Annotated in this window: 21 protein-coding genes; 3 read left to right on the forward strand and 18 right to left on the reverse strand. The window is 61.8% G+C overall.

Annotated features, from left to right (window positions below; all coding sequences use genetic code 11):
• Positions 1 to 281: 281 nt before the first annotated feature.
• Positions 282 to 1,337: a GmrSD restriction endonuclease domain-containing protein gene (locus ACQCVD_RS14815; protein WP_426824552.1), complete on the reverse strand. Its 1,056-nt coding sequence runs from the start codon at positions 1,335 to 1,337 to the stop codon at positions 282 to 284.
• A gap of 385 nt (positions 1,338 to 1,722) precedes the next feature.
• Here ACQCVD_RS14815 and ACQCVD_RS14820 point away from each other — a divergent pair, with 385 nt between their 5' ends.
• A complete protein-coding gene (locus tag ACQCVD_RS14820) occupies positions 1,723 to 2,214 on the forward strand; it encodes a Gmad2 immunoglobulin-like domain-containing protein (protein ID WP_426824553.1) in 492 nt (163 codons plus the stop codon).
• Between the two features lie 104 nt (positions 2,215 to 2,318).
• On the opposite strand, the gene ACQCVD_RS14825 is transcribed toward ACQCVD_RS14820, so the two are convergent.
• From ACQCVD_RS14825 to ACQCVD_RS14875, 11 genes are all read right to left on the reverse strand, one after another.
• Positions 2,319 to 2,888 (reverse strand): excalibur calcium-binding domain-containing protein, encoded by a 570-nt coding sequence (locus tag ACQCVD_RS14825; RefSeq protein ID WP_426824554.1) that lies wholly within the window; start codon positions 2,886 to 2,888, stop codon positions 2,319 to 2,321.
• A 106-nt stretch (positions 2,889 to 2,994) separates the two neighbouring features.
• The gene (locus tag ACQCVD_RS14830; RefSeq protein WP_426824555.1) at positions 2,995 to 3,558 is read right to left on the reverse strand and encodes a cysteine hydrolase family protein; all 564 of its coding nucleotides are present in this window, start codon (positions 3,556 to 3,558) and stop codon (positions 2,995 to 2,997) included.
• Positions 3,555 to 5,018: a purine-cytosine permease family protein gene (locus tag ACQCVD_RS14835; RefSeq protein ID WP_426824556.1), complete on the reverse strand. Its 1,464-nt coding sequence runs from the start codon at positions 5,016 to 5,018 to the stop codon at positions 3,555 to 3,557. The genes ACQCVD_RS14830 and ACQCVD_RS14835 overlap by 4 nt, the downstream gene beginning before the upstream one ends.
• A 557-nt stretch (positions 5,019 to 5,575) precedes the next feature.
• Entirely contained in the window at positions 5,576 to 6,343 is a 768-nt protein-coding gene (locus tag ACQCVD_RS14840; protein WP_426824557.1) for an SDR family oxidoreductase, read from the reverse strand.
• Positions 6,344 to 6,354: 11 nt separating this feature from the next.
• On the reverse strand, positions 6,355 to 8,403 hold the full coding sequence (locus ACQCVD_RS14845; RefSeq protein WP_426824558.1) for an acetoacetate--CoA ligase: 2,049 nt from the start codon (positions 8,401 to 8,403) through the stop codon (positions 6,355 to 6,357).
• Positions 8,404 to 8,454: 51 nt separating this feature from the next.
• Positions 8,455 to 9,801 carry an MFS transporter gene (locus ACQCVD_RS14850; protein WP_426824559.1) on the reverse strand — a complete coding sequence of 449 codons (1,347 nt, stop codon included), beginning with the start codon at positions 9,799 to 9,801 and terminating at the stop codon, positions 8,455 to 8,457.
• A 240-nt stretch (positions 9,802 to 10,041) separates the two neighbouring features.
• Positions 10,042 to 10,833, reverse strand: a complete 792-nt coding sequence (locus tag ACQCVD_RS14855; RefSeq protein ID WP_426824560.1) for an IclR family transcriptional regulator — start codon at positions 10,831 to 10,833, stop codon at positions 10,042 to 10,044.
• A 25-nt stretch (positions 10,834 to 10,858) separates the two neighbouring features.
• Positions 10,859 to 11,740 (reverse strand): amidohydrolase family protein, encoded by an 882-nt coding sequence (locus tag ACQCVD_RS14860; RefSeq protein ID WP_426824561.1) that lies wholly within the window; start codon positions 11,738 to 11,740, stop codon positions 10,859 to 10,861.
• 239 nt (positions 11,741 to 11,979) lie between these two features.
• Entirely contained in the window at positions 11,980 to 13,350 is a 1,371-nt protein-coding gene (locus ACQCVD_RS14865) for an MFS transporter (protein ID WP_426824562.1), read from the reverse strand.
• Between the two features lie 12 nt (positions 13,351 to 13,362).
• Positions 13,363 to 14,358, reverse strand: a complete 996-nt coding sequence (locus ACQCVD_RS14870; RefSeq protein ID WP_426824564.1) for a PDR/VanB family oxidoreductase — start codon at positions 14,356 to 14,358, stop codon at positions 13,363 to 13,365.
• A gap of 4 nt (positions 14,359 to 14,362) precedes the next feature.
• Positions 14,363 to 15,484 carry a Rieske 2Fe-2S domain-containing protein gene (locus ACQCVD_RS14875; RefSeq protein WP_426824565.1) on the reverse strand — a complete coding sequence of 374 codons (1,122 nt, stop codon included), beginning with the start codon at positions 15,482 to 15,484 and terminating at the stop codon, positions 14,363 to 14,365.
• A gap of 216 nt (positions 15,485 to 15,700) precedes the next feature.
• Between ACQCVD_RS14875 and ACQCVD_RS14880 the strand changes: the two genes are divergently transcribed.
• Positions 15,701 to 16,318 (forward strand): PadR family transcriptional regulator, encoded by a 618-nt coding sequence (locus tag ACQCVD_RS14880; protein ID WP_426824566.1) that lies wholly within the window; start codon positions 15,701 to 15,703, stop codon positions 16,316 to 16,318.
• Positions 16,319 to 16,592: 274 nt separating this feature from the next.
• Here the strand turns inward: ACQCVD_RS14880 and ACQCVD_RS14885 are convergent, their stop codons facing one another.
• Positions 16,593 to 18,092, reverse strand: a complete 1,500-nt coding sequence (locus ACQCVD_RS14885; RefSeq protein ID WP_426824567.1) for a CoA-acylating methylmalonate-semialdehyde dehydrogenase — start codon at positions 18,090 to 18,092, stop codon at positions 16,593 to 16,595.
• 56 nt (positions 18,093 to 18,148) lie between these two features.
• Complete coding sequence (gene mmsB, locus ACQCVD_RS14890; protein ID WP_426824568.1) at positions 18,149 to 19,093, reverse strand: 3-hydroxyisobutyrate dehydrogenase; 945 nt, start codon at positions 19,091 to 19,093, stop codon at positions 18,149 to 18,151.
• A gap of 138 nt (positions 19,094 to 19,231) precedes the next feature.
• On the opposite strand from mmsB, the gene ACQCVD_RS14895 reads away from it, so the two are divergent.
• A complete protein-coding gene (locus ACQCVD_RS14895) occupies positions 19,232 to 20,146 on the forward strand; it encodes a LysR family transcriptional regulator (RefSeq protein ID WP_426824569.1) in 915 nt (304 codons plus the stop codon).
• Here the strand turns inward: ACQCVD_RS14895 and ACQCVD_RS14900 are convergent.
• The 4 genes from ACQCVD_RS14900 to ACQCVD_RS14915 form a co-directional block, all read right to left on the reverse strand.
• Positions 20,143 to 21,558: an MFS transporter gene (locus tag ACQCVD_RS14900; protein WP_426824570.1), complete on the reverse strand. Its 1,416-nt coding sequence runs from the start codon at positions 21,556 to 21,558 to the stop codon at positions 20,143 to 20,145. The genes ACQCVD_RS14895 and ACQCVD_RS14900 overlap by 4 nt on opposite strands.
• A gap of 567 nt (positions 21,559 to 22,125) precedes the next feature.
• The gene (locus tag ACQCVD_RS14905) at positions 22,126 to 22,668 is read right to left on the reverse strand and encodes a hypothetical protein (RefSeq protein ID WP_426824571.1); all 543 of its coding nucleotides are present in this window, start codon (positions 22,666 to 22,668) and stop codon (positions 22,126 to 22,128) included.
• 141 nt (positions 22,669 to 22,809) lie between these two features.
• On the reverse strand, positions 22,810 to 23,451 hold the full coding sequence (locus ACQCVD_RS14910) for a hypothetical protein (RefSeq protein ID WP_426824572.1): 642 nt from the start codon (positions 23,449 to 23,451) through the stop codon (positions 22,810 to 22,812).
• A gap of 176 nt (positions 23,452 to 23,627) precedes the next feature.
• A partial coding sequence (locus ACQCVD_RS14915) for an integrase core domain-containing protein (protein WP_426824573.1) occupies positions 23,628 to 24,199 on the reverse strand: 572 nt, incomplete at its 5' end.

Consider the following 24,199-nt stretch of genomic DNA (forward strand, 5'->3'; position numbering starts at 1 on the left):
AGGTAGTCGTCGGTGGCGACGTACAGTGCTGTTGCGAGAGTGTTGAGATCGTTGTCCACAACTTCGATTCTTCAACACTCTCGCTTTGTCTTATGAGCAGCGACTCTCCCTGGAATCAATCATCTAGTGAGCAGTGGAATTACAAGAAAGATCGCCGAGCGCCCGGTTAGGGTCTTGCGGGGTGTCGGGTAGGTAGCGGTAATCGACGGATTGGGCCCGGCGGGAGACCACAATGTGCCGGTAGCCGGTACCTACCCGACACAACCCCCAAGAAAACTTACCTACTCGCAGTTAATACCGTCGTTGTCACCGTCGCGGTACCAGCCATATTCCGGATCCACTCCGGAGACGTAGGGACCGTAACCGGCGTCCTTGGCCTTGGCACAGCTGCTGAACTGGGGATCGGTGCCGCCCTGGGCCGGAGCCTGCTCAACGGGCGCCTGCTGCGCCGGAGCAACCGGGATCTCTGCCTCGATCGGTGCCGGCTCCTCAACCGGAGCAGCCTCCTGCGTGGCAGTGATGTTCACCTGATAGTCGGTTCCGCCGGTGGGCAGCTCATGGTCGGGGCAGTTGGACAACACCCGGCCTATGGCGTCCTTCTCGGCGCTGGTCACCCACAGGTCATAGCGGGCCTTCACCGCGATCTGCCGGGACACATAATCACAGCGGAAGGAACGGTTGGCCGGCAGCCACGTCGCGGCGTCACCGGCCCCCTTCTGGGAGTTGGCCGGGCCGTCCACTGCCAGCAGGTTCAACGGATCGTTGGCGAACTGGGTACGGTCCTCCACACTGAGCTGCTGGGCACCCTTCTGCCAGGCATCGGACAGGGCCACCACGTGGTCGATCTGAACCTTGGTGGAGGTGTCCTGGCCACGCTGGAAGTGGATCTCAGTGGCGGTGTACGGATCGTCGAGCACACCGGTGAGCACGATGCAGTCATGGGTGCCCGGACGGAAGGTCTCGCCCTCCAGGTCACGGGCCAGAATGTCGTTGCGGGTGTCGCAGCCGTTGTGGTCGGTGTCCGCCCATGCGGCCCCGAACTGTTCCCGTTCGTAGCCGGTCTGTGGCGCGCGCCCCTTCACATCCAGGGTCTCCAGGGCAGCTAGCGCGCTTCCTGCCACCGCCGGTTCCTCCGCCGCGGTCTCCCCGGCGGGTTCCTCGGTGTTCTCCTCCGAAATCTCCGGCGACTGACCACTGGCAGGGGAGGCGGTGGCCGCGGTGGCGCTCGAGGAAGCCGCCGGGTCAGATCCTTCCGTGTCCGGGGCGGCACAGCCGGTGGCGAACACCGCCAGGCTCAGGGCAGCTGCGGATACGGTGATCCAACGCTTCAACGTCAAGAGGGCTCCTTCTCAAGGGAAAATGCACGACGGAGCGGCGGCAACAAAGCCGCGCCCCTGGCGCATGCTGGAAGACTCCGGGCGTAGGATTCAACCTCTTACCCGGGAGCACCCCGGCTAGAACACACGGGGAGTTTCTGAGCTGCAGCTTAGCAAGCACGGGAAACAATCGGAATTCCTGCCATACACCTGCCCTCGCTCAGTAAAGCCGCGCTGATTCAAGTTTTTCCCTCAGGAATATTTTCGCAGCTCTTGTCAGCAATTTAGGCCTGTGGGAAGCTGAGGACAGCTACATTCTGGAGCAGGGATGAAGCGCGGGCCGCAAGTGTCTGCGCGGCAGAGGCTTCCTCCTTGGTAGGTCACTCACTTACAGGAGGAAACCCTCATGAGCATCCGTATTCAACAACCGGAACCCTATGACATCGTCGGCAACAACATCCAGATCGCAGGTGTCGCCGGCGGCGCCTTCGAAGCCAGCTACAACTACCGCGTCACTGAAGGTCATGACGAGGTCACCGGTCATTTCATGGCCGGTGATGGGGTGGGTGGGCATGGCCAGTTCCAAGTAATGGCCGACGTCTCCGGCGCGGCTTTTACCCACGTCGTGGCCTATGTGGAGGTCTTCCACACCTCGCCCAAGGACGGGGAGGAGCTTGATCGCGTGGTGGTGCCGGTCATCCTGGGGGAACGGATCGTGCCCGGTTACACCAGCTACCTGGAGCATGTGGTCAGGGGAGGGGAGACGTTGTGGGGCATCGCCCGCCAGCATTATGGCAACGGCAATCTCTACCAGCGGCTGGTCACGGCGAACCCCTCGATCACCAACCCGAACCAGATCAGTGTCGGTGATGTCATCCGAGTACCACGGGCGGACTGAGCCTAGGAAAGAAGAATGCCGTCAGGGGAAAATCCTGACGGCGTTCCCGGTTACCGTGGGTTGCCGCCGAGAGCGGAGAATCCACCGGCGATTGACCGCACGGCTTAGCGCGGGTCGGACTCGCAGCCGACGCCGTCGCGGTTGCGGTCGTGAGCGGCACGGAATCCGGCGTCATCCCGGTAGATAGGCCGGTTGAGCGCGTTCCAGACTGCGGTGCAGTTCTTGTAGTAGACAGTGTCGGTCCGTGCCGGAGTCGGCGCGGGTGCGGGGGCAGGTGCGGGCACATTGCGTTGAGGGGCAGACGCGGGTTGCGGTGCCGGGGAGGGCGCCGGCGGACCAGGGATGATGCCCGGGAGCGGGTTCGGGATGAGCCGTTCCTGGATTGCCCAGTTGACGCCACCTGCGATCAGACCACCGATGGCGAGGAGTGCGACGACTCCGATAACGGCACCTTCTGAGCTGCCCTCGGCGGTGTCAGGGTTCTCGAGTTCTGCAACGTCTGCATGGTCTCCGGAAGACAGATTCGAGGAGAGCCCCGAGGACAACCCCGAAGATAGCTCGGCGGAGGAGGTGGTTTCCTCCAAGAATTCTGCCGAGACCTCGGCATGGGCAGGGGTCGCAGTGGAGATAGCGATGCTGGCGGCGAGAGCGATGCTCAGGATTCTTTTACGCATGGAGAAAGTATTGGCATAAACTGTGAATTTACATAAAATGGGCTGTGCATCTACCCCTAATGGGGACCGGACAGCATCAACACCGCACACCGCTCCGGCAGGAGCCCTACCGCCCCAACGCCCCAATAACTTCAGCCGTGGTGGCCAAAGTGACCATCGGTGCCAGCAACTCCAAGATCCGGAGAGTCTGCTCCTGCGCCTCGTCGCTGAGGGCACCGCACGCGTCGGTCACCACGATCACGGAACGCCCGGCGTCGATGGCGCCGAGTGCCGTGGACAGCACGCAGCAGTCGGTAGCCACACCGCAGAGCACCAACGGTATGCTCACCGGAACCAGCGCCGCCAGCTCCGGCCCCCACTTCGAGAACGTCGGCAGGGAGATCACCGGTTGGGAGGGCGGCGGATCGATCGTCAGGTCCCACAACCGGGAGGTCTCATCCACCCGGAAGCTGGACCAACGGTCGTAGTAGTCGGACCAGGCGCCCTTCTCGGCGGGGTCGCGGACGAACCTGGTCCACACCACCTGCTCGAAGGCCTCGGTAAGCTCGGTCACCTTGGCCTCGGCCTCCTCATAGCGCGGCACCTGCCAGTCGCTGCCCGTCTCGTGGAAGGCCACCTGCATATCGATTACGGCGAGTACCGCGTTGCCGGACAATTCAGAAACAGTCATCGGGCGAGCTCCTCAGTCAGATCAGTAGCAACCGCGTCAGAACCTGCCACCGGAGCAGTGTCAGAAGACAAATTCCGCGAGCCCATCGAGATGTCCGCGTCACGTCCACGCAGCAGGTGAATCACAAGATAGGCGACGGCAGCCGACAGCGCACCGATGTAATAGGTGACGTCACCCAGGCTGGAGAGCCATCCGGATAGGGGGCCCGTGCCCAGCGGGGTGTCCCAGAACAGCGCGGAAACCAGGCACCCGAAGATCCACGCCACGAAACCCCAGGCGACAGCGCGCCGAGGGTCGAAGAGCTCCTTTACAGCCTCCGTCTTCAGGTGGCGGGTGCGCACGTAGTAATCCATCAGCAGCACCGTGGAGAACGGCACCACCAGGTAGCCGAGTAGCAGCAGGAAGTCGTAAAAGCTGCCGTAGGGGTCGCTCTGCATGAGCAGCGTGACCCCGAAGCTGATCAGCGCGGTAATGATCACTCCCACGGTGCGGCTGACCGGGACGCGGATCGTCAGCAGTGACAGCGCGCCGCCGTAGAGATTCATCGCGCTGACCGGGACGGTGGAGACCACCACGGTGATCATGGCCAGTGGGGCCCAGGGGCCGGTGAGCTCCGCGACGGCCTCCACCGCACCCAGGTCGCCGGCGAAGCTGGAGACCAGCACGCCGATGCTGCCCAACCAGAGCAGGGAGAGGAACCCGCCGCCGGTGGTGTAGGCGACGATCTTCATGTGCGAGGTGTTGCGCGGCAGGTAGCGCGAGAAGTCGGAGGCGAACGGCGTCCACGTCATCACATAGATTAAGAAGAAACCGGCGAAGGTGACCCACTCGGCGAAGCCGCCTCCCTCAACAGCAGCAGGAGCGGCCCCGATGTCTACCTTGGTCAACGCCAGAACGGTGATCACGGCGAAGAGCACGGTCAGCACCACGGTGGCGATCTTGTTGACCAGGTGGATCAGGTTGTGTCCCCAGATGGCGAAGAGTGCCTGGAACCCGAACATCACCGCGGAGCCGAGCCAGAAAGGCACGCCCACCAGCTGCTGCAGCGCGAGCACGGCGAAGACCGTGTTCACCGCAACCCAGCCGATCGCGGAGACGTTGGTCAGCAGGGCCACGGGCGCGAAATTACCGAAGTATCCCATCGGCCCGCGGGCCTGCACCTGCTGCGGCACCCCGAAGCGGGTGCCGATCCCCGCCAGCACGCCCATCACCAGGGCGCCGGCGAGGCTGCCGACGGCTACGGCGGACAGGCCCTGCGCGATTGTCAGGCCGAAGGAGCTGGCGAAGAAGCCGGAGACCAGCACGGCGAGCACCATGTTCGCCGCGAACCACAGCGTGAACTGGGAGCGGGGATGTCCGTGCCGTTCGGTGTCGGGGATTTCCTCGGTACCGTAGGGTTCCGCCTTGCGCAGCGAATTCCCATAGGCGATGGTGGGCGTGGTCGAGTTGGGCTCGGTCACGAGGCCTTTCATAGAGCTGTTGTTGGTGCAGAGCAGGAAGAATCAGCCACGGTGTCGCGTCACGGCACCGGCGTGACGGAGAGAATCGTTGACGGACTACTGCGAGAGGACGGAGAACCGTGTCATGCGGGAGTTCCTCAATGTCCGACGTCTGGTGGCCAATCGCAACACAGGAAGTCCGCCCTGATGAGACGAGCGTCCCGTGTTGACAGATCCCCGCCCGGGCGCGGCGGCCCTCGCTGAGGGGCAGGACAATGCCGCGCGACCTGTTACCGGAAGCCCGACAAGCGTGTACCCAGGGAAAATCTGATTCCGGTAACTGTATCGCGGTCGCGTCGGCAAATGAAAACTTGCCGACGCCCCGCCCACGCAGCAGTGCGGCTTTTCCGCTGATGAACGCGGCCGCGACCGGGGATCCGTGAGGCTTATCGACGCCGTGTGGACTCCGCGGTACTCAGCTAACGTGTTTGAATTCCTCTCCGAACACCACTCGGGGGCACTGCAGAAAAGAATCCGCACCGGGCCCCGGGCCGGTGCGGATGACAGGGATACCTGAGCTACTGCGCCGCCTTCGAGTCACCGTCGATCGGGAACTGCTGCCCCGAGATCGTGCGGGCATGCGGTCCGCTGAGGAACACTGCCAGCGCTCCGATGTCTGCCGGATCCGTGAAGGACTTGATGGCTTGGTTTTCCATGCCGGCGGCCTTTTCCTCCTCGATGGTGCGCCCTGATACTTCGGCACGGCCGGCGAAAACCTGCTCGATCCGCTCGCCCTGGACCGCGCCGGGATGGATCGAGTTGACGGTGATGCCGTGCGGGCCGAGCTCCAGGGACAAGGTCTTAGTGAAGCCGACCAGCCCCCATTTCGTGGTGGAGTAGGCAATGCGATTCGGGTAGCCGAAGCGTCCCGCCAGAGAAGACATCACCAGGATCGATCCCCCGCCGCTGTCCTTGAGTAGCGGTACTGCCTGGCGAACCACATTGAAGGAACCGTTGAGGTTGACGTCCACGACTGTTTTCCAGGCGGCCGGATCGTAGTCCTCCACCGGGGCGGTGGGACCGGCGATACCCGCGTTGCTGATCACGACGTCGAGTCCGCCCCACTTAGTGCGGAGCTCCTCGATCAGGCGGGACACGTCCTCCTCGGAGGTAACGTCACCGACGCTGCCGCTGAGGTTCTCCCGGGTCCGGATAACACTGGACACGGCCGCCTCGTCGACGTCGAAGATGTGCACGAGACTGCCCTGCGCCAGGAACGCTTCGACGATGGCCCAGCCAATGCCACTGGCTCCGGCGGTAATGAGTACGCGTTGTGAGTTCGTCATACCTGCTGATCCTATGCTGCTCGATTGGCGATTCGGGCTGTTGCGAAGTTCTGGAACCAGTCCAGCGCATCCGGATTCTTCACCGAGTCCCGGTTGATGGGCTTGCCGCCCGTCCGGCCACTGAGCAGACGTTTCAGGGGAACCTCCAGACGTTTCATGCTGTGAGTCACGGGGATATCCGGGGCCTGAATGATCTCATCGGGTACGTGGCGGGCGCTGGCACGGCTGCGCAGGGTCTGGCAGATCCGCTCACGCAGCGCGTCGTCCACCGCCTCCCCTTCGGCAGCCACCACGAATAGTGGCATCCAGTAGTCGCCGCCCTCCTGCTCAACACCGAGTACCAGACAGTCGGCGATCTCCTCGACGTCCTGGAGGGCGTCGTAGATGTCGGAGGCTCCGATGCGTATCCCCTGGCGGTTGAGGGTGGCATCCGCCCGGCCGTGCACCGTGAATTGGCCGTCGGCGGTGCGGGTGATCCAGTCGCCGTGCATCCACACGCCGGGCTGCGCGGTGAAATAGGAGGAGTGGTAGCGTTCACCGGACTCATCGCCCCAGAGGAACAGCGGCATGGACGGCAGAGGCCGGGTCACCGCCATTTCGCCGACCTCGTCGATCAGGGCGCGACCTTCGTCATCGTGGGCTTCCGCGGCTACCCCGAGGAGGGGTCCCTGCAGGTAGCCCAGGTGCACCGGTTCCATCGGGTTGGAGCCCAGAAAGCCGCCACAGATGTCGGTCCCTCCCGAGTCAGATCCCAGGTGCACGTCCTGTTTGAGGGCCTCATGCACCCAGAGCCAGGTGCTCGGCGGCAGCGGGGACCCGGTGGATAGGATGGCACGCAGGGCGGAGAAGTCGCGTCCGCGCCGGGGTTCCAGCCCGGACTTTTCCACCATGGTCAGATAGGCCGCTCCGGTGGCGAACTGGGTCACCTGCAGGTCGGAGATGATCTGGAAGTGGTGGTCCTTGCCGGTCACCTTGGGGGATCCGGCGTAGGTGACGATGCTGGCGCCCGCCAGCAAATTCTGGGACAGCGTGTTCCACACCATCCAGGAGGTGTTCGCGGCCACGTAGTAGACGTCGCCCGGCCCCATGTCCTGATGCAGGGCGATCCCCTTCAGGCTGTCCAGCACGATGCCGCCGTGGCCGTGCACGATGCCCTTCGGTTCTCCGGTGGTGCCGGAGGAGAACAGGATCCACAGCGGGTCGCTGAATTCCACCCGTTCATAGTTCGGCGAAGCCGGAACCTGCTCTGCTTCATCGAAGGCCATCCGGGGCCGGTGCCTGTGGGCGCTTCCGGCCATCTGGCCGGCCTCACGCTCCGGCTCCAGCGTGCGGACCAGGATGGTGGCCACCAGAGAGGGCAGGTTTTCCTCCACCTCGGCGGTGTGGGTACGCCGTTCCAGTTCCTTGCCGCCGAAGACATATCCGTCGCCGGCAACCAGTACCTTCGGTGCGAGCTGTCGCACGCGGCGGACGCTGGCTTCCGCGGACAGGTCAGGGGAGTTGATGGTCCACACCGCGCCTATCGACGCCGCCGCTAGCAGTCCGATCACGGCCTCCGGGATGTTCGGCAGTACGGCAGCCACGCGGTCGCCCCGTTCCACTCCCAGATCGCGGAAGGTCTGGGCCAGGGAGGCCACACGGAACTCCAGCTCAGCCCAGCTGATCGGGGTCAGAGTGCCGTCCTCCGCCACATCCGTGATAGCTGCCTGATCACGCAGTGCCGGGTCGCTGGCATGCCGCAGAACGTTTTCAGCGAAGTTCACCTGCACACCCGGGAACCAGGTGGCGAAGGGCATCCGGTCATCGCTGAGCACCGGGCTGCCGGTGAAACCATCGCCGAGGACCTCGAAGTACTCCGGGATGGCCCGCCAGAACTCGGTGGTCTCGGTGACCGACCACTCCCACAGGGAGCGGAAGTCCGGGAGCGGGCGCTCGAAACGCTGCTCGGACCACCGGGCGAAGCGGCTCATGCGACAGTTGTGGAGCTCGGACTCGCTCGGCTGCCAGGTGACCTGTGTGGGGGACGGGACGGTCTGCGAGTTGATGAGAGCAGTGGACATGGTGGTTTCCTCCGGGAAGAGCTGTGCTGATGGAAAGCGGTGGATGGGAAGCTAGTCGGCCATGGTGGCGTTCTGGCGGCCTATCAGCAGGGACAGCGCAGCCAGGGCGGCGATGACCAAGGGAACCGCAAAGGCGATGAACACGCGCTCCGGTGCCATGCCGGCGGCGAGGATGTAGCCCACGATGATGGGTGCGGCGACCGAGACCAGACGTCCCAGGCCGATCATCCAGCCGATACCGGTGGCGCGAACGCGGGCAGAGTAGATGGTGGGAGCGACTGCGTAGAAGCCAGCGATCGCACCCGTGGTCAGCATGCCGAGCACGAATCCGACGACGACTGCAATGGGCACGATGCTGAAGATCAGGTAGGCGGCAGCGGCGGCGAACAGGGTCATGCACAGCAAGGTGCGGCCGCTGAAGCGGATAGCCAGGCCGGCGAAGATGAAACAACCCAGCACACCGCCGAGATTGGCGCCGATACCCATAATGGTGCCCAACTGGGGGTCGCCAGTGACATTGGTCAGAATGGTGGGGATCCACGTGTTGGCGAAGTAGTAGGAAGCGGTGAGTAGGCCGTAGCCGACCCACAGAGCAATGGTCAGGCGTAGGATCGGTGGGCTGAGCATCTCCCGCAGCATGCCCTTGTCCTTTGCCTGCACTTCAGCGGTGCTGTGCTTCGGCAGTTCGTTGAGCGGTGCCATGTGCATCCGGCTCAGAATCCGGTTGACCCGGGAGAGTGCATTATCCGGACGGCGCCCCAACAAGTAGTCAAGGGACTCTGGCAGGAAGAACCAGGCCGCGGTCAAGGCGCCGCCCGCCAGCAACGTGCCGACGACGAAAATGACTTGCCAGCCGAACATCGGAATCAGAGGGCCAGCGATGAAACCGGCGACGGTCGCACCGATTGGGTAACCCGCCGCGTAGATCGCGATTGCCGTGGTACGACGGGCATCAGAGGAGTACTCCGCCACCAGCGCGTTGAGGTTGGCCATCATGCCGCCGATGCCTAGACCGGTGAGCACGCGCCACAGAATCAGCATCCCGGCGCTTGGCGCCGTTATTGTCAACGCCATACCGGCCACGATCAGGACCAGCATGGCCAGGGTCAGCGGGCGACGACCGAAACGATCTGCTAGCGGGGTCAGGAGGATCGAACCGATTGCCATACCGAAGAGACTGGCACTCAAGACGTAACCGAGCACATCTGAGCTCAGTCCCATCTGCGATTGAATCTCCGGGGCGGCAAAAGCCATGATGCCGACCTCAAAGCCGTCCAGGATGATAAGCATCAACGCGAGGGAGACCGCGATGATCTGGAACTTCGACATCCGGCCCCGCCGGACCTCGGTGAGGATCTGTTCCGGTCCCCGGATGGAGTGTTGTGTGGTGGTGGTCATTGGAACCCTTCCGTCACGGGCGACATGTGAGACGGGCCGCCCAATCGCTTTAGTGTGACTGGAAGCATATTTAGGATGGCTCCGGCTATCTGCGTCTTGAGGTTAGATTCCTTCTGGCGGAACTGCCGTCCGTTCAAGCCACCTTTGCGGGGGTAGTTTGGGGCGTCTCCTGTTCCCCCTAATTACCCTTATGAGCTGGTAAAATAATGATCCCGGGTCGTGTATTCCTTAATCGGGAATTTACGTCCGATACTCCCCAAACAGTTCCTCTTGAAGTTGCCAGGCTGCGGCTTGAAGCGCTGCCACGTATTCCGGAACTAGCTCGCGGCGGAAGCGCACACTGGGGATCGCCACAGTCAGGGCGGCCACTGGCCGGCCGTTAGGGCCGATGACGCACACGCCCACGCCGGATACACCCTGTTCGGTTTCTTCCAGGCTCAGCGCGTAGCCGTTACGTCGGACGAGGGTGAGCATGCGCTTGAGCATCTTCATGCTCTGTACCCGGCGCGTGGGCCAGTTAGACAATCCGCGCTGATAGATGTCTTCCACTTCCTGATTGGACAGACGAGCCAGTATCGCCTTGCCTCCCGCGGAGACGAACGCTGGCATCTCATCGTCTACGCGTCGAATGACGCGTAGGACTGCATTGGGCTCCACACCCTCGATGAAGCGGATGTTGCCACCACGCAGCACCATCAGCTGCACCGTCTCCTGCACCTTGACCTGTAGCTCTCGCAGGGGTTGGAGGGCAACCTCCCGCAGCCCGGACTCGGTGATCTGCTCTGGGGCAATGACTGACAGGACGTCCCCCAACCGGTAGCGGCGGGTGAAGTCCTGGAGTACGAAACCGCGCCGCGCCAGCGTCGACAGGAGGCGATGAGCGGTCGAGGCTGCGATCCCCAGGTGGGCTGCGGCCTCCTTCACTGAGATCGAGTCGTGATTGCGCAGATAGAGCAGGATGCGCAGCGCTCGATCAACTGATTCGACAGGAGCGGGAAGCTCGCCCGAGGGCTCCTCAGGCATCAGTGACATGATGGCAGGGCCTCCTCATATTCCGCTACTTCACCCCGAGTGCCCGCAGGGCGTTGTCCTTGAAGATCTTTGGCCGCACCTCATCCTTGATCGGCAGATCCGCGAAGTCCGCCAGCCACTTCTCGGGGGCGATCAGTGGGTAGTCCGTGCCGAACAGGAGCTTCTCGGAGAGCATGTTGGAAGCGAAGCGCACCAGAGATTCCGGGAAATACTTGGGGCGCCAACCTGAGAGGTCGATGTAGACATTCGGCTTGTGGATGGCGATCGAGTTAGCCTCGTCCTGCCAGGGTACCGAGGGGTGGGCCATGATGATCGTCAGTCCGGGAACTTCGGCGGCAACATCGTCGAGCAGCAGGGGATTGGAGTAGCGCAATTTGATCCCCCCACCTCCGGGCATCCCAGCTCCCATGCCGTTCTGTCCGGTGTGGAACAGCGCCGGAACGCCGAGCTCGGCGACCTTGCGCCACAGCGGCAGGTACTGCGGGTCCGAGGGATCGAAGCCTTGGACAGAAGGGTGGAACTTCATTCCCCACACGCCCAGTTCCTTCACTTGGCGCACTGCCTCGGTAATCGCGTCTTCGCCCATGCGTGGGTCTACGCTACCGAAGGGGATCAGTACGTCATTGTGCTTCTGTGCGGCGGACACTAGGTCGTCGATGGAGTTCGGAAGATGGCCCAATTGAGTGCGGGCGTCGATAGTGAAAATCACCCCCGCCATGTTCAAGCCGCGGTAGAGCTCGGCGATCGAATCAGCTGAGGGGATACGTTCCCCGCCCTTGAAATAGGCCGCGGAGGCGTCGATGTACTCCTGCGGCATGGCGTGGTGCCCACAGGAATCGGTCTCGTAGTGGACGTGCACGTCGATCGCTTCAATGGCGGAGAAATCAATAGCAGACTCATAACGCATGGTATTGGATTCTTTCAGAAGGAATGAGGTGAACTGCTTATTACCTGGAAAGTCTAAGGTAGCTAGTATCTCCTATGGGGAAATCTGTGGAGATTCCCCTCTGTGGAATTGGCGCGGGCTCCCCCATGTCTTTCGGAGTGCGGCCTCCGGACAGTCAGCTGCTGATCACGGAAACCACAAAAGACTGACATCGTGGAAGGGGAAGCCTTTCACGATGTCAGTCTTGATACCGGGAGGAGTCAGGAAATGGCTGCTGCCTCGTCATTCTCGGCCACTCGCGCTTCGCGCCGGGATCCACTCACGGAGTCCCCTGCGCCGAGGTAGGGACGGATACCGATCAGGGCCACAGCGGCGAGCACCACCACGATGGCTACTCCGGAGTAGAGGTAGACGGGCGTCCAACCGGCATCGAGCAGGGCACCGACGGTGATCGGGGCGAAGATAGCTCCGAAGCGTCCAACACCGATACCCCAGCCCACGCCGGTGGTTCGCAGGGCGGAGGGGTAAGCGGCGGGAGTGACGGTGTACAGACCAGCCACGCAGCCGTTGATGAGCATGCCCACCAGCACGCCGCTGAGGAAGGCCAGTGCGGGAATGGAGGTGGTGGTGATGAACACGACCAGGGTGAGTGCGGAGAGAACGGAGAACACCATGAGGGTGTGGCGGGAATTGAACCGGATGGTGATCGCTCCGTAGAGCAGGGAGCCGAAGGTGCCACCCAGGGTGAGTGCCAGTCCACCGATGATGCCCTGATTCTCGGACATCCCGGACTCCACCAGTAGCTGCGGAGTCCAGGTGTTGGCGAAGTAGAAACCAAACATGATGATGAAGAACGCCGCCCAGAGCTTGAGGGTGGTCGCCTTGAAGGAGCCGACCAGCAGGCTGGAGAGCTTCACCTGAGTGGCCTCGGACGCGACATTCGCCGGGCCGATCTCGGTGATGCCCTCCTTGCCGAGCCGGTGGGCGATCTTCTCCATCTTGGCCTCGGCACCAACGGGGCGCTTGACCCGGAGGTAGTCCACTGATTCAGGAATGCTGACGATCACGAGTAACAGTGCCAGTAGCGTTGCCACGGCACCAGCGGCGAAGACTGAGCGCCACCCGAAGGCCGGGATCAACTGGGTGGCCAGCGCTCCGCCGAGCGTGGCGCCGAGTCCGTAACCGGCGGTGTAGATGCTCACTGCCATGCCGCGGTTCTTGTTGTTCGAGTATTCACTGGTGATCACGGTGACCGTGGCCAGGATCCCGCCGATGCCGAGTCCGGTGATCACCCGCCAGATCCCCAGTTCGACCGGGGAGCCGGCGGTGGCGGACATTGCCAGCCCAGTGAGGTTGATGAGCAGGGCGACGATGAGAATGCGGCGCCTGCCCATCCGGTCGGCGAAGGGCCCGAGGATCAATGATCCCAGCGCCATTCCGATCAGCCCCGAGCTGAGCAGGAGTCCCAGCTGGCTTCCGCTGAGACCGAACTCCTCAGTCACCGAGTTGGCGGTGAAGGCCATCGCGAGGACGTCATAGCCGTCCAGGGCATTGAGGAACGTGGCCAATCCGATGATGTACCACTGGAAACCGCCCATCGGGGTGGTGTCGATCGCTTTTCTGATGTCCATGGGGCTGCCTTCCTAGGGCACGTCAATGGTGAGTTGGACGCTGCGGCCGGGTGGGGAGGCCTCCGGTGAGGCCACGCGGGACACACAGGCGCAGAGCTTGGTGGAAGCGGTTTTCTGTTTGTCGGAGAAGAATACGTCGCGGTGGTCGATCTGGCCCTCAGTGTGCAGGACATTGACCTGGCACAGCCCGCACTCCCCGCGGCGGCAGTCCGACATCATCTCCACGCCGAGTTTTTCCAGAGCCTCGAGGATGGATTCGTTCTGGCCGATCTCGGTGGACACGCCCAGACGAGGAATGCTGACCGAGAACTGTTCCGGGGTGAACCACCCGCTGTTACCGAAGGTTTCGAAGCGCAGGTTGGTCGGGTCCAGCTGGCTGGCCTGCCAGGTCCGCCGAATCGCGTCCATGAGACGGATCGGACCACACATGTAGAGCTCCGTGTCTGGAGTGGCCGAGTTGATGATGGCCGGGATATCGAGGAGAGTGCCCTCGGAATCGAAGTAGGTGTGCAGCTTTTCGCCGTGTTCGGCGGCCAGCTCCTCGCGATAGGCCATAGCTTCCGGAGACCGGGCGGAGTAGTGAATGACATAATTCGCGCCGAGTCGACGCAGCAGGGATGCCATTCCACGGATTGCGGTGATACCGATCCCGCCGGCCACGAGGACGTAATCGGGCGCGCCCACGCGCATCGGGAAGTCCTGCAGGGGGCCGGCGATGCGTAGCCACGTGCCGACGTCCCGGGTATGCATGTAGGTGGATCCGCCCCGGGAGTGCGGGGTGTGGAACACGCTCAGCGACAGCTCGCTGCCGTCAGGGGTGGCGTCCACGATGGAGTAGGAACGGACCGCCTCTTCGCCGTTGATATCGACCATGACCTTCAGGTGCTCGCCTGGGCGGACCTGTTGCGGGTTGTCCGGGCGCAGGGTGATCCGCCGGATCCGGTCGGCGATCTCTGTGGTCGCGGTGACCTCGGCGTCCTGCCAGACGATCGTGTTCGAGGTGGCCATGATCTCAGGCCTCCTGCTTCGTGGCGAAGGTAGTGGGGATGTCAAGGCGGTCCTCTGCAGCTAAAGCCTTTTCGAGGATGCGGCGGACCCACATGCCGCCGGCGTCGATGTTGAGACTGTAGAACTCGTGGTCCGGGTTGGCGTCGATGGCGTCCTGTTGAGCAGTGAGCATCTCCTCGTCCTCGCCGAACACCCCGTGGACTCCTTCGCGTAGTTGGGTGGTGATCAGCTGGCTGTCCAGCCGGTAGTTGCGCTGGAAGGACCAGAAGTAGTGGGAGGAGCGATCGGATTCCGGGGTGATGGTGTTCATGACGTATCCGTTGACACCCTGGCTGCGGTCGCCCTCCGGGGCGCCGGTGCCGGCCTTGGCCACCCCGACGTCGATGCAGATCGTGGAGGGGTAGTAGTAGTGGATAATCTGCCAGCGGTCCACCTTGCCCTCGAAACCGGGGAACTTGTCATTCATGTTCTTCTGCCAGAAGGGCGGGGCATCGATGTCGCGCATCCACCGGGAAACGGTGACGGAGTCTTCAGTGTGGGTGACCTCGAACTCTGCTTCGGAAAGCTCGTCCTGCCCGATGGAGGAAGCATGGACGAACTCCTCATGGGTCAGATCCATGAGGTTGTCCAGCACCAGCTGGTAGTTACATGCGGCGGCGATGGTCTTGCCGTCACCGGTCCAGTCCGGGTGGTCCATCTGGTGCATGTCCGGCACCAGGGTCGGATCCGCCAGAGTGGGATCACCCAGCCAGACCCAGATATAGCGGTGCTGCTCGACGACCGGGTAAGACGGCACCGCGGCTGAGGGATTCAGCGTCTCTTGGGCCGGCATGGACATGCAGCGTCCAGCAGAGTTGTAGACCAGGCCATGGTAGGGGCACTGGATGCCATCGCGGCCGGTCAGCTTCCCCTTGGACAGTGGGGCGAGACGGTGCCAGCAGGCGTCGGCGAGGGCGACGGCGCGGCCATCCTGGGTGCGGTAAAGCGCCAGCGGCTTGTTCGCGATAGTCCGGGACATGATGCCCTTGGCGGTGACCTCATGGTCCCAGGCGGCGACGTACCAGGCGTTGAGCGGGTGAGGCAGGATCTTGGCGGTGGTGGTTGAAGAAGAAGTAGCGGTAGTCATGACGCTCCACTCGGTGTTATCTCGGAAACTATCTAAATAGTTAGATAGTTGGTGTCTTGAATCACAACTTAGGGTAGTGGGTGGTCTAAGGCAAGACATGGGACAAAAGTTTTCGGGATTTCTCCCCCCATCAGCAGGGGACCGAGACGGCCTCGGTTAGGGTGCGCTGGTCCCGACTCGCTTGGGATCGGCCGCCAAGCAGGGTAAAAAGAGTGCGTGACCCTAAGGAATGCGCTACTGGCCCTGTTATCCTCCGGTCCGATGACCGGGTACGACGTGGCGAAGAGATTCGCCTCCTCTGTGGGGTTCCTCTGGCACGCGGCGAACTCCCAGATCTACCCCGAGCTGCGGAAATTGGAGAAGGAAGGTCTCCTGGACACCCGTGAAGTTCCCTGGGGTTCGAAGGGGGTGACAAAGACGGAGTACTCCATCAGCGATGCCGGCTTGGAGGCGATCCGGAACTGGCAGAGTGAGCCGATGACCTATATCCCGGACCGGGATCCGGCGCGGTTGAAAGTTGCCTACTTCGAGATGTCCACGCCTGAGGCTGCGGAAAATAATCTGCGCGAACACCTTTCCCATTTCGAGAATCAGCGCGCGCAGGCACAGGATGAAATCAATCGGATCAACTCCGGTACCAGCCCGAACCTGGTTCGTCGCCTGCTGCGGACCCCGGAAGAAAAACATGCTGCCACCATTGCCTTCAAGCGCTTCGCCTATGAGGGCCGCGTGGCCCAGGCTGAGATGGAGATCCAGTGGGCACAGCGCGGGCTAGAGCTGCTGGAGGAGCTGTACGGGGAGCGGGGGAGTTGGGATGGTTCGCCCAGGAGATAGGGGGCTTGTCGCCGGCTCGGGGCTTGCCCAGTAGCCAGCGCTCGGGCCATCTTCATGGTCGGTACTGAGTATCAAACCGGAGGTACCCACTTTTGTGGATACCTCCGGTTGCGGAAACAGTGCTTCTGCGGAGCCGCAACGGCCGTCAGAAAAGCCTTCCAGGAGGCAACGGCAGGCTCCGGCAGTTTCTCGTCAGCCGCCGCTAGCACGTGCTACTCGGACTGTTGCTGGTCGGTAGCAGATGGTGATTATGTTACCGACGTACTCAATTGTGCTAGTTGCTGGGGAAACCGAGTTCGATCTGGCTCTCGCTGGGGAGCGGCCAGCGGGATGTGACCACCTTGCGACGGGTGTAGAAGTTGAAGGACTCGGGCCCGTACATATGGGTATCGCCGAATAGGGAGTCCTTCCAGCCCCCGAAGGAGAAGGCGCCGACCGGGACCGGAATTGGGACGTTGATACCGACCATGCCGACCTCAATGTCGAACTTGAACTCACGGGCAGTGCGTCCGTCCCTGGTGAACATGGCGACGCCGTTGGCGTAGCGATTGGAGTTGATCAACTCGACGGCATCCTGATAGCTGTCCACTCGGACCACGCTGAGTACTGGGCCGAAGATCTCCTCCTCGTACACCGTCATTCCGGGTTTGACGTGGTCCACCAGGCTTGCGCCGACGAAAAATCCGTCCCTGTCAGTCACGGATTCGCGGCCATCGACCACAATCTCTGCTCCCTCATCTGGCGCGCTGGCCAAGATCTGGTCGGCACGATCTCGTGCCTGGGCAGTGATCAGCGGTCCGATGTCGGTGTCGGAGTCTGCGCCATTGCCGAGCTTCAACGGGGTGATACGTTCCTTGATTTTCTCGATCAATGGATCCGCGATATCGCCGACCGCGACCAGCACTGAAACTGCCATGCAGCGCTGTCCGGCAGAACCGTAACCCGCCGAGATTGCCGCGTCTGCTGCAGCATCCAGATCCGCATCTGGCATAACCACCATGTGGTTCTTGGCGCCGCCGAGCGCCTGGACGCGCTTTCCGTGCGCTGAAGCGGTGGAGTAGATATGGCGGGCGATGGGAGTGGAACCCACGAATGAGACAGCCTTGATGGTCGGGTGCTCGAGAATGGCATTCACAGTGTCTTTGTCGCCGTGGACGACATTGAGGACGCCGTCAGGAAGACCTGCACGAGAGAACGCCTCAGCAATCCATACGACGGCGGAGGGGTCCCTCTCAGAAGGCTTGAGAATTACTGCATTACCAGCGGCGATGGCGGTGGAAATCATCCATAGTGGAACCATGGCCGGGAAGTTGAAGGGGGTAATGCAGGCGACCACGCCGACCGGCTGCTTGAGTTGCTCGACATCGACGCCTCCGGCCACTTGTTCGGCGCTCTCCCCCTTGAGGTGGTGCATCAGACCGGCGCAGAATTCGACGTTTTCGAGTCCGCGGGCGATCTCCCCGTGGGCATCCGGGATAGTCTTGCCGTGCTCTTCGGTGATGATCCGGGCGAGATCATCTGCTTCGTCGCGGATGATGGCAGCCAGTTTGAAGAACACCTGGCTGCGTTTGGCCAGACCGAGGGCGCGCCAGGATTTCTGTGCCTGCGCAGCGGTCTCGACCGCAGTGTCGAGGAGTTCGTTGTCGGCGAGTGGAACACGCCGGATTTCTTCCCCGGTCGCGGGATTGTAGATCGCCTGGTCGCGCGCGCTCTCGGTGATCTGCTGGCCACCGATGAGGTGCGAGATGGTTTGGGTGCTCAGGGAAATAGTCATGGTTGGAGTCTGCCTTTCAGGATGTGGAGCCGAAATGTGTCCGGGGTATTTGTGGTCTAGGCGGCGTCTTCGTTGCTGACGTTCCCGTCGACGTTGTTCCAGCCGCGGACGTCTCCAGTGGGGTTGACGTACTTTGCAATCAGTGTGCAGTCCTTGGTTGCCATCCCCTCTTCGATAAGGCGGTCGAACTGCTCGCGGGCAAGATTGGCGGCGGGAAGGCTGATGCCGGCTGCGGCCCCGGCGTCGAGTGCCAGTCCGACATCTTTTCGCGCCAGTTCGGTAGCGAATCCCGGATCAAAATTGCGGTTGGCGGGTGATACATCGATGATGTCGGGCATTGGATACCAGGTCTGCTGCGCCCAGGACTGTCCCGAAGAGGCAGTGACGATCTCCCAGAAGACCTTCGGGTCGAGGCCGAGCTGCTCGGCAAGCTGGGATCCCTCGGAATTGGCGAGCACATTGATGAACAACATCATGTTGTTGGCGATCTTGGCGGCGATTCCCATGGTCGGACCACCGGCGACAAAGATTTTCCGGGCCATCGGTTCGATGTATGACTCCGCCCGTGAAGTGTTGATGGAGGATCCACCCAGCATGAATGCTAGTGTGCCTGCTTCAGCGCCACTGATTCCTCCACTTACTGGGGCGTCTACGAAGTCAAAGCCCAGTTCCTGGGACTTGTCGTGGAGGAACCGGGCGGAGTCAATGTCCACAGTGGAACTGTCCACCAGCAGTGTCTTCTGCGAGGCATTAGCCCAGATTCCCTCAGGCCCGTCGAAGACATTACGAACGTGCTCTCCCTTAGGGAGCATGGTGAAGACCACATCAACATCTTGCACCGTCTCTGCAACGCTTGCCGTAGCAGTCACCCCAGATTCGATGGCCTGGTTGAGGGCGGCAGGATTGAGATCGAACCCTTTGACCGTGTGTCCAGCCTGTACGAGGTTCGCCGCCATGTGGGATCCCATGTTGCCCAGTCCGACCCAGCCAATGTTGCTCATGATGTTTCCTTCCGTTTGGTGTCACAGTTGGTTATTAAAGTGACCTGAGGCTCATAATAGGAAGGTATTCTGTGCGCAACAATGCTTTCGAGGGGTCAATATTGCAATGCCCCTGTGCGTTCATGCACACTATTGGGCATGGCGGCAAAAATTGAAACCGCCCACCTTGAAGGATTGATCACGTTCCTTGCGGTGGCGCGTCTGGGTCGGTACACCTCAGCTGCGAAGAGTCTGGGGATCAATCATTCCACCGTTTCGCGACGTGTTGCGGATCTGGAAAAGGCACTCGGTGGTCAAGTGCTCGAGCGCGGCGCTAGTGGATGGGAACTGACTGAACTGGGTAATCGGGCCATGCCCGCCGCTGAACGGGCGGAGCGTACCCTGCAGGAGCTCGGGGCACTTGCTGACGGGGGAGACGCTCTGAGGTTGAGCGGAGTCGTGCGTATTGCTGCTCCGGATGCGTTCACAACGTTTATTGCGATACCCGCCCTAGCGAAACTGCAGATCCAAGAACCCGGACTTGGTATCGACATTTTGACTGCAACCCAGCAGTTGAGGCAGCGGCGCTCCGGCGCTGACATTGAGATCGTCATCGGTGAACCCCGGGTCAACAAAGCAGTGACCGTAGAACTGCTGTCCTACCGTCTCCGGCTGTACGCTGCCCAGGACTACCTCGATCGCGAGGGGACTCCGGGGTCGCTGGATGATCTTGCCAGACATCGCCTTAACTACTACATAGATTCTGTACTGCAGGTGGATGATCTAGATTCGGGGGCTAGACGAATCCCCTCCTATCAGCCTGGAATCAGTTCGACGAGCGTTTTCGCTCATGTAGCTTCGACCGTGGCGGGGGCTGGTCTTGGTTTGCTTCCAGAGTTCGCAGTAGAGGATGGCTCTCTGGTGCCGGTCTTACCCACGGAGTTCCATCACGAGGTCAGCTATTGGGCGGTGATGAGAGAAGAAAACGCTCGTAACGCCTCAGTGCGGGCCTGTATGGCGGCTTTGCGCGAGGAGTCGCGAGCGGAACGATTTCAGTTTGCTGAGTTCAATTAGCCATCGAGAACAACAGCTTTCTCGGGTGCAGGCTGAGACGGTTCGATGTGTGCTCGACGATCGGCGAGGTCAATGTCTTCGAGGGCAGCTCCCTTTGTCTCCCGCATGACCAGAGCGGCAACGAGCGTGACGCAACAGGCTAGGGCCACGTAGATGGCAACTGGAACCCAGGACCCGAAACGGCTCAAAAGAGTGGTCGCGATGATCGGTGCCATTGATCCGGCGACAATCGAGGTGACCTGGTAACCGAGCGAAACACCCGCGTACCGCATGCGGGTGGGGAACATCTCCGCCATCACGGAGGGTTGGCCGGTGTACATGAAGCTCTGGGCCAGTAGCCCCAGGACGATAGCCGCCAGGATAATGACCGGTTGGGCGGAATTCAGCATGGGGAAGACGACGAAGGCCCAGCAAATCGCCAATAGTGCGCCGGTGATCTGCATGGGGCGCCGGCCGACAACGTCATTGAGACGCCCGATGAGGGGGATCATGAAGAATTGGGACGCGTGCGCCAAAAGAATCAGTCCGAGGATGCTGCTGGTTTCCATCCCGACCCACATCGACAGGTAAGTGATGGAGAACGTCACGACCATGTAGTACAAGATATTTTCACCGAAGCGCAGGGCCATGGCTGTCAGCACACCACGAGGATACTTCTTGACAACCTCAAAGACTCCGTAGCGGACTTCATCGGATTCCTCGATCTTGTTCTTGGTTTCCTGGAAGATCGGGGCGTCCTCAACCTTGGTGCGAACGTAGTAGCCGATCGCCACGATGACCACTGAGAGCCAGAATCCCACACGCCAACCCCAGCTGAGGAACGCCTCTTCGCTCAAGGTGGAGGACAGGACCAGGAGCACGATGGTGGCCAGCAGATTGCCGAGCGGTAGAGCCGCCTGAGGCCAGCTTGCCCAGAACCCGCGTTCTTTAGCCGGAGCGTGTTCGCCGACCAGCAGGACGGCCCCACCCCATTCGCCACCGACGGCAATACCTTGGATGAAACGCAGTCCCACCAGCAGTGCCGGGGCGAGGTAACCCACTGAGTCGAAGGTAGGGAGACAGCCCATCAGGAAAGTCGAGGCCCCGACCATGATGATGGCGATCTGGAGCAGATGCTTACGGCCAAAACGGTCGCCGAAGTGGGCAAAGATGATGCCCCCGAGGGGGCGGGCGAGGAAGCCGACAGCGTAGGTCGCGAAAGCGGCGATCACCGCATCATAGGGATTGTCGCTCTGGGGGAAGAAGAGGACATTAAAGACCAGGGTTGCGGCAGTGGCGTAGAGGAAAAACTCGTACCACTCGACGATGGTTCCTGCCATCGAGGCGGTCACGACTCTGCGCAGACCTTTTCGAGCCTGCCGACGGTCTTCGATTGACGGTGGTGATCCTGCAGCGCTGGATTGAGAAGCCATTTTTGTACCTTCCGGTATTCAATAGGACTCTGAAGTGTCACTCCTCATTGTGTGAGATAAATGTGTTCTTCGTAACATTTCTTGATAGCTAGTTCTGCACTGTAGTTGTGCATTTCCACACATAGAGGGGGCGAAAAGCGCGCTAGCCTGCGCAATGGTGTAGGGATGGATCGAAGCCAGTGGTCTGAAGGTATTGCTTTCGTTCTTTTGCAAATAAGACGAGGCGGTCGGGGTGGGCCGATGGAGGTACGTGGTGCTGGCCTACGAGAATCCGAATAGCATCCGAAGAGCTGTTTAGTTATGGATCGCTACACGAACGTTCAATAGTGGAGCGTTTCCGAACCCACGTTCGTCCCAGCTGTGCGAATAACGCATAGTTCGGCCTGCTAAAGACTCCAATAACAGGGTTGAACCCGAGAAACCTAATGGTGGGAAATATGGTCTTTATTCAGGTATCTCTTGTTTCTCTGGGATGCGCCTGAGGTCTGCTTCGGTCTGGTCCCCATTTCTGGTCAATTGATGAAAAAACCGGGCCCCACCAGGACCCGGTCTTTTAAATCACAAAACCTAGAAAGAGGAACCGCTCGACAGCTGTGCCAGCGGGTTGCCCTTCAGTGCATCATCGATCATCTGCTGGACGTCCGGAATGACGACGGTGGCCACATTCCCGACCGGGATGCTGGTGGTCGGAGTGCCGGAGGGGGTCGGGATGGTGAACACCGGGCCGTTGTTGGTCGGCGCGCCAGCGTTGCCGCCACCATTACCGCCATCGTTGCCACCGCCGGTCTGCTGGCCACCGGTGTTGCCGCCGCCCTTGAGGCCGCAGCGGTTGGCGGCTTCATCGATGCGGGCCAGCGCGTCCCGGATCTCGCCGCCGCGCGGGTGGAACAGCGCCGCAGCCTGTGCCTGGGTGCGGTAGGAGTTGTACTCGGACTCGGTGGTCCAGTACTGCTTGGCCTGCTCGCAGGAGATCTGGCCGGCCGGGATCCGGGCCAGGGCGTCATCGACGATGTCAGCGGAGGCGGTCGCCGGGACGACCATGGACAGGGCGACGGCGGCACCGGCGGTGGCCAGGCCGGTCTTTAAGGAACGGTTCCAGGAGATGCTCATGCAGAAAAGAATGGCACGAAACCCTAGATATTACTAATGGGATCCTGCTGGAACCACCATTCGGGAGAACGTATGGCTAACCCGAAACAAAATCACAAAAGGTCGGACCCTCCACCGGGGCCCGACCACATAACAAAGAGACTAGTTAGAGGAACCGACGGCCAGCTGGGCCAGCGGATTACCGGTCTGGAGGTCTTCGATGAGCTTCTCGACGTCCGGGACCACGACGGTACCCACATCTTCGAGCTCGACCGTGGTGGTCGGGGTGCCCTCGGGGACCGGGATGGTGAAGACGGGGCCGTTCTGGGCCGGAGTTTCCTCGGCGGTGTTCTCGGCCGGAGCCGGGGCGGTTTCCTGGCCAGTGTTGTCCTGCTCTGCGGGGGCATCACCGGCGTTGTCACCGGCAGCGGGAGTGGTGTCCGCAGCCGGTGCGGGGGTGTTCTCCTGAGCGCCGGCATCCTGCTGCTCGACAGCGGCGCCGCCGCCCTTCAGGCCACAGCGGTCGGCGGCCTCGTCGATGCGGGCGAGGGCGTCGTTGATCTCGCCGCCACGCGGGTGGAACGGGGCCACCGCTGCGGCCTGGGAGGCGTAGCTGTTGTACTCGGCCTCGGTGGTCCAGTACTGGTTAGCCTGCTCGCAGGAGATCTGGCCGGCTGGGATCTTGGCCAGGGCATCGTCGACGATGTCAGCAGAAGCGGTAGCGGGGATGATGGCGGCAAAAGTGGCGGCCACGCCAGCGGTGGCGAGGCCGGTCTTCAGGGAACGGTTCCAGGAAATGCTCATGTGGCCACGATGGCACAAGAACGCGAACAATGAGTGGCGAAGAAGAGACTTTTCCGGAACTATCGGTAACTTCCAAGGAGCATTTAAGGCTCGGCAACCTTGGAACTCATCGCCACTTATCGACGCCGTGGACCCCGCCGGGTCTCTATCGTGTGCGCCCAGCCCGGGCCTCGGGGCTAGCTGTACTGCCCTGTGACGTTGTGAACGCGTTGCTGGGGAGTTAACCCTCCGATAGCGGTATGGGCTCGGTGGCAATTGTACTCGTGGACAAACTCCTCGTACGTTGCCTGCCGGGCCCGCTCGCTCGTGTAGGTCTTCGCGTAGGCCCACTCGGTCATCAGGGTGCGGTTGAACCGTTCGACCTTGCCGTTGGTCTGCGGCCGATACGGCCTGGTGTACCGGTGCTCAACGCCGTCGCCGAGAGCATCGGCGAACGTGTGTGACCGGTAGCAGGCACCGTTATCGGTCATCACCTGCCGCACGGTGATCCCACAGCCGGCGAAGAAGCCCCGGGCCCGGGTCCAGAACCCGGCCGCGGTCTCTTTCTTCTCATCACCCAGGATCTCGGAGTACACCAGCCGGGAGTGATCGTCTACCGCGTGATGGAGATAGGAATACCCCCGTCCCGGGTTCGCACCCGCCCGGGTCTTCCTGCCACGGGCAACACCGGCCTGACGGTCTGGGGCAGATCCGCGTCCGTGGGCCCTCCAGCCACCACCGTCAGGAATGGTCCCGAGTTTCTTGATGT

The organism is Corynebacterium halotolerans (genome assembly GCF_050107895.1).
Classification (GTDB): domain Bacteria; phylum Actinomycetota; class Actinomycetes; order Mycobacteriales; family Mycobacteriaceae; genus Corynebacterium; species Corynebacterium halotolerans_B.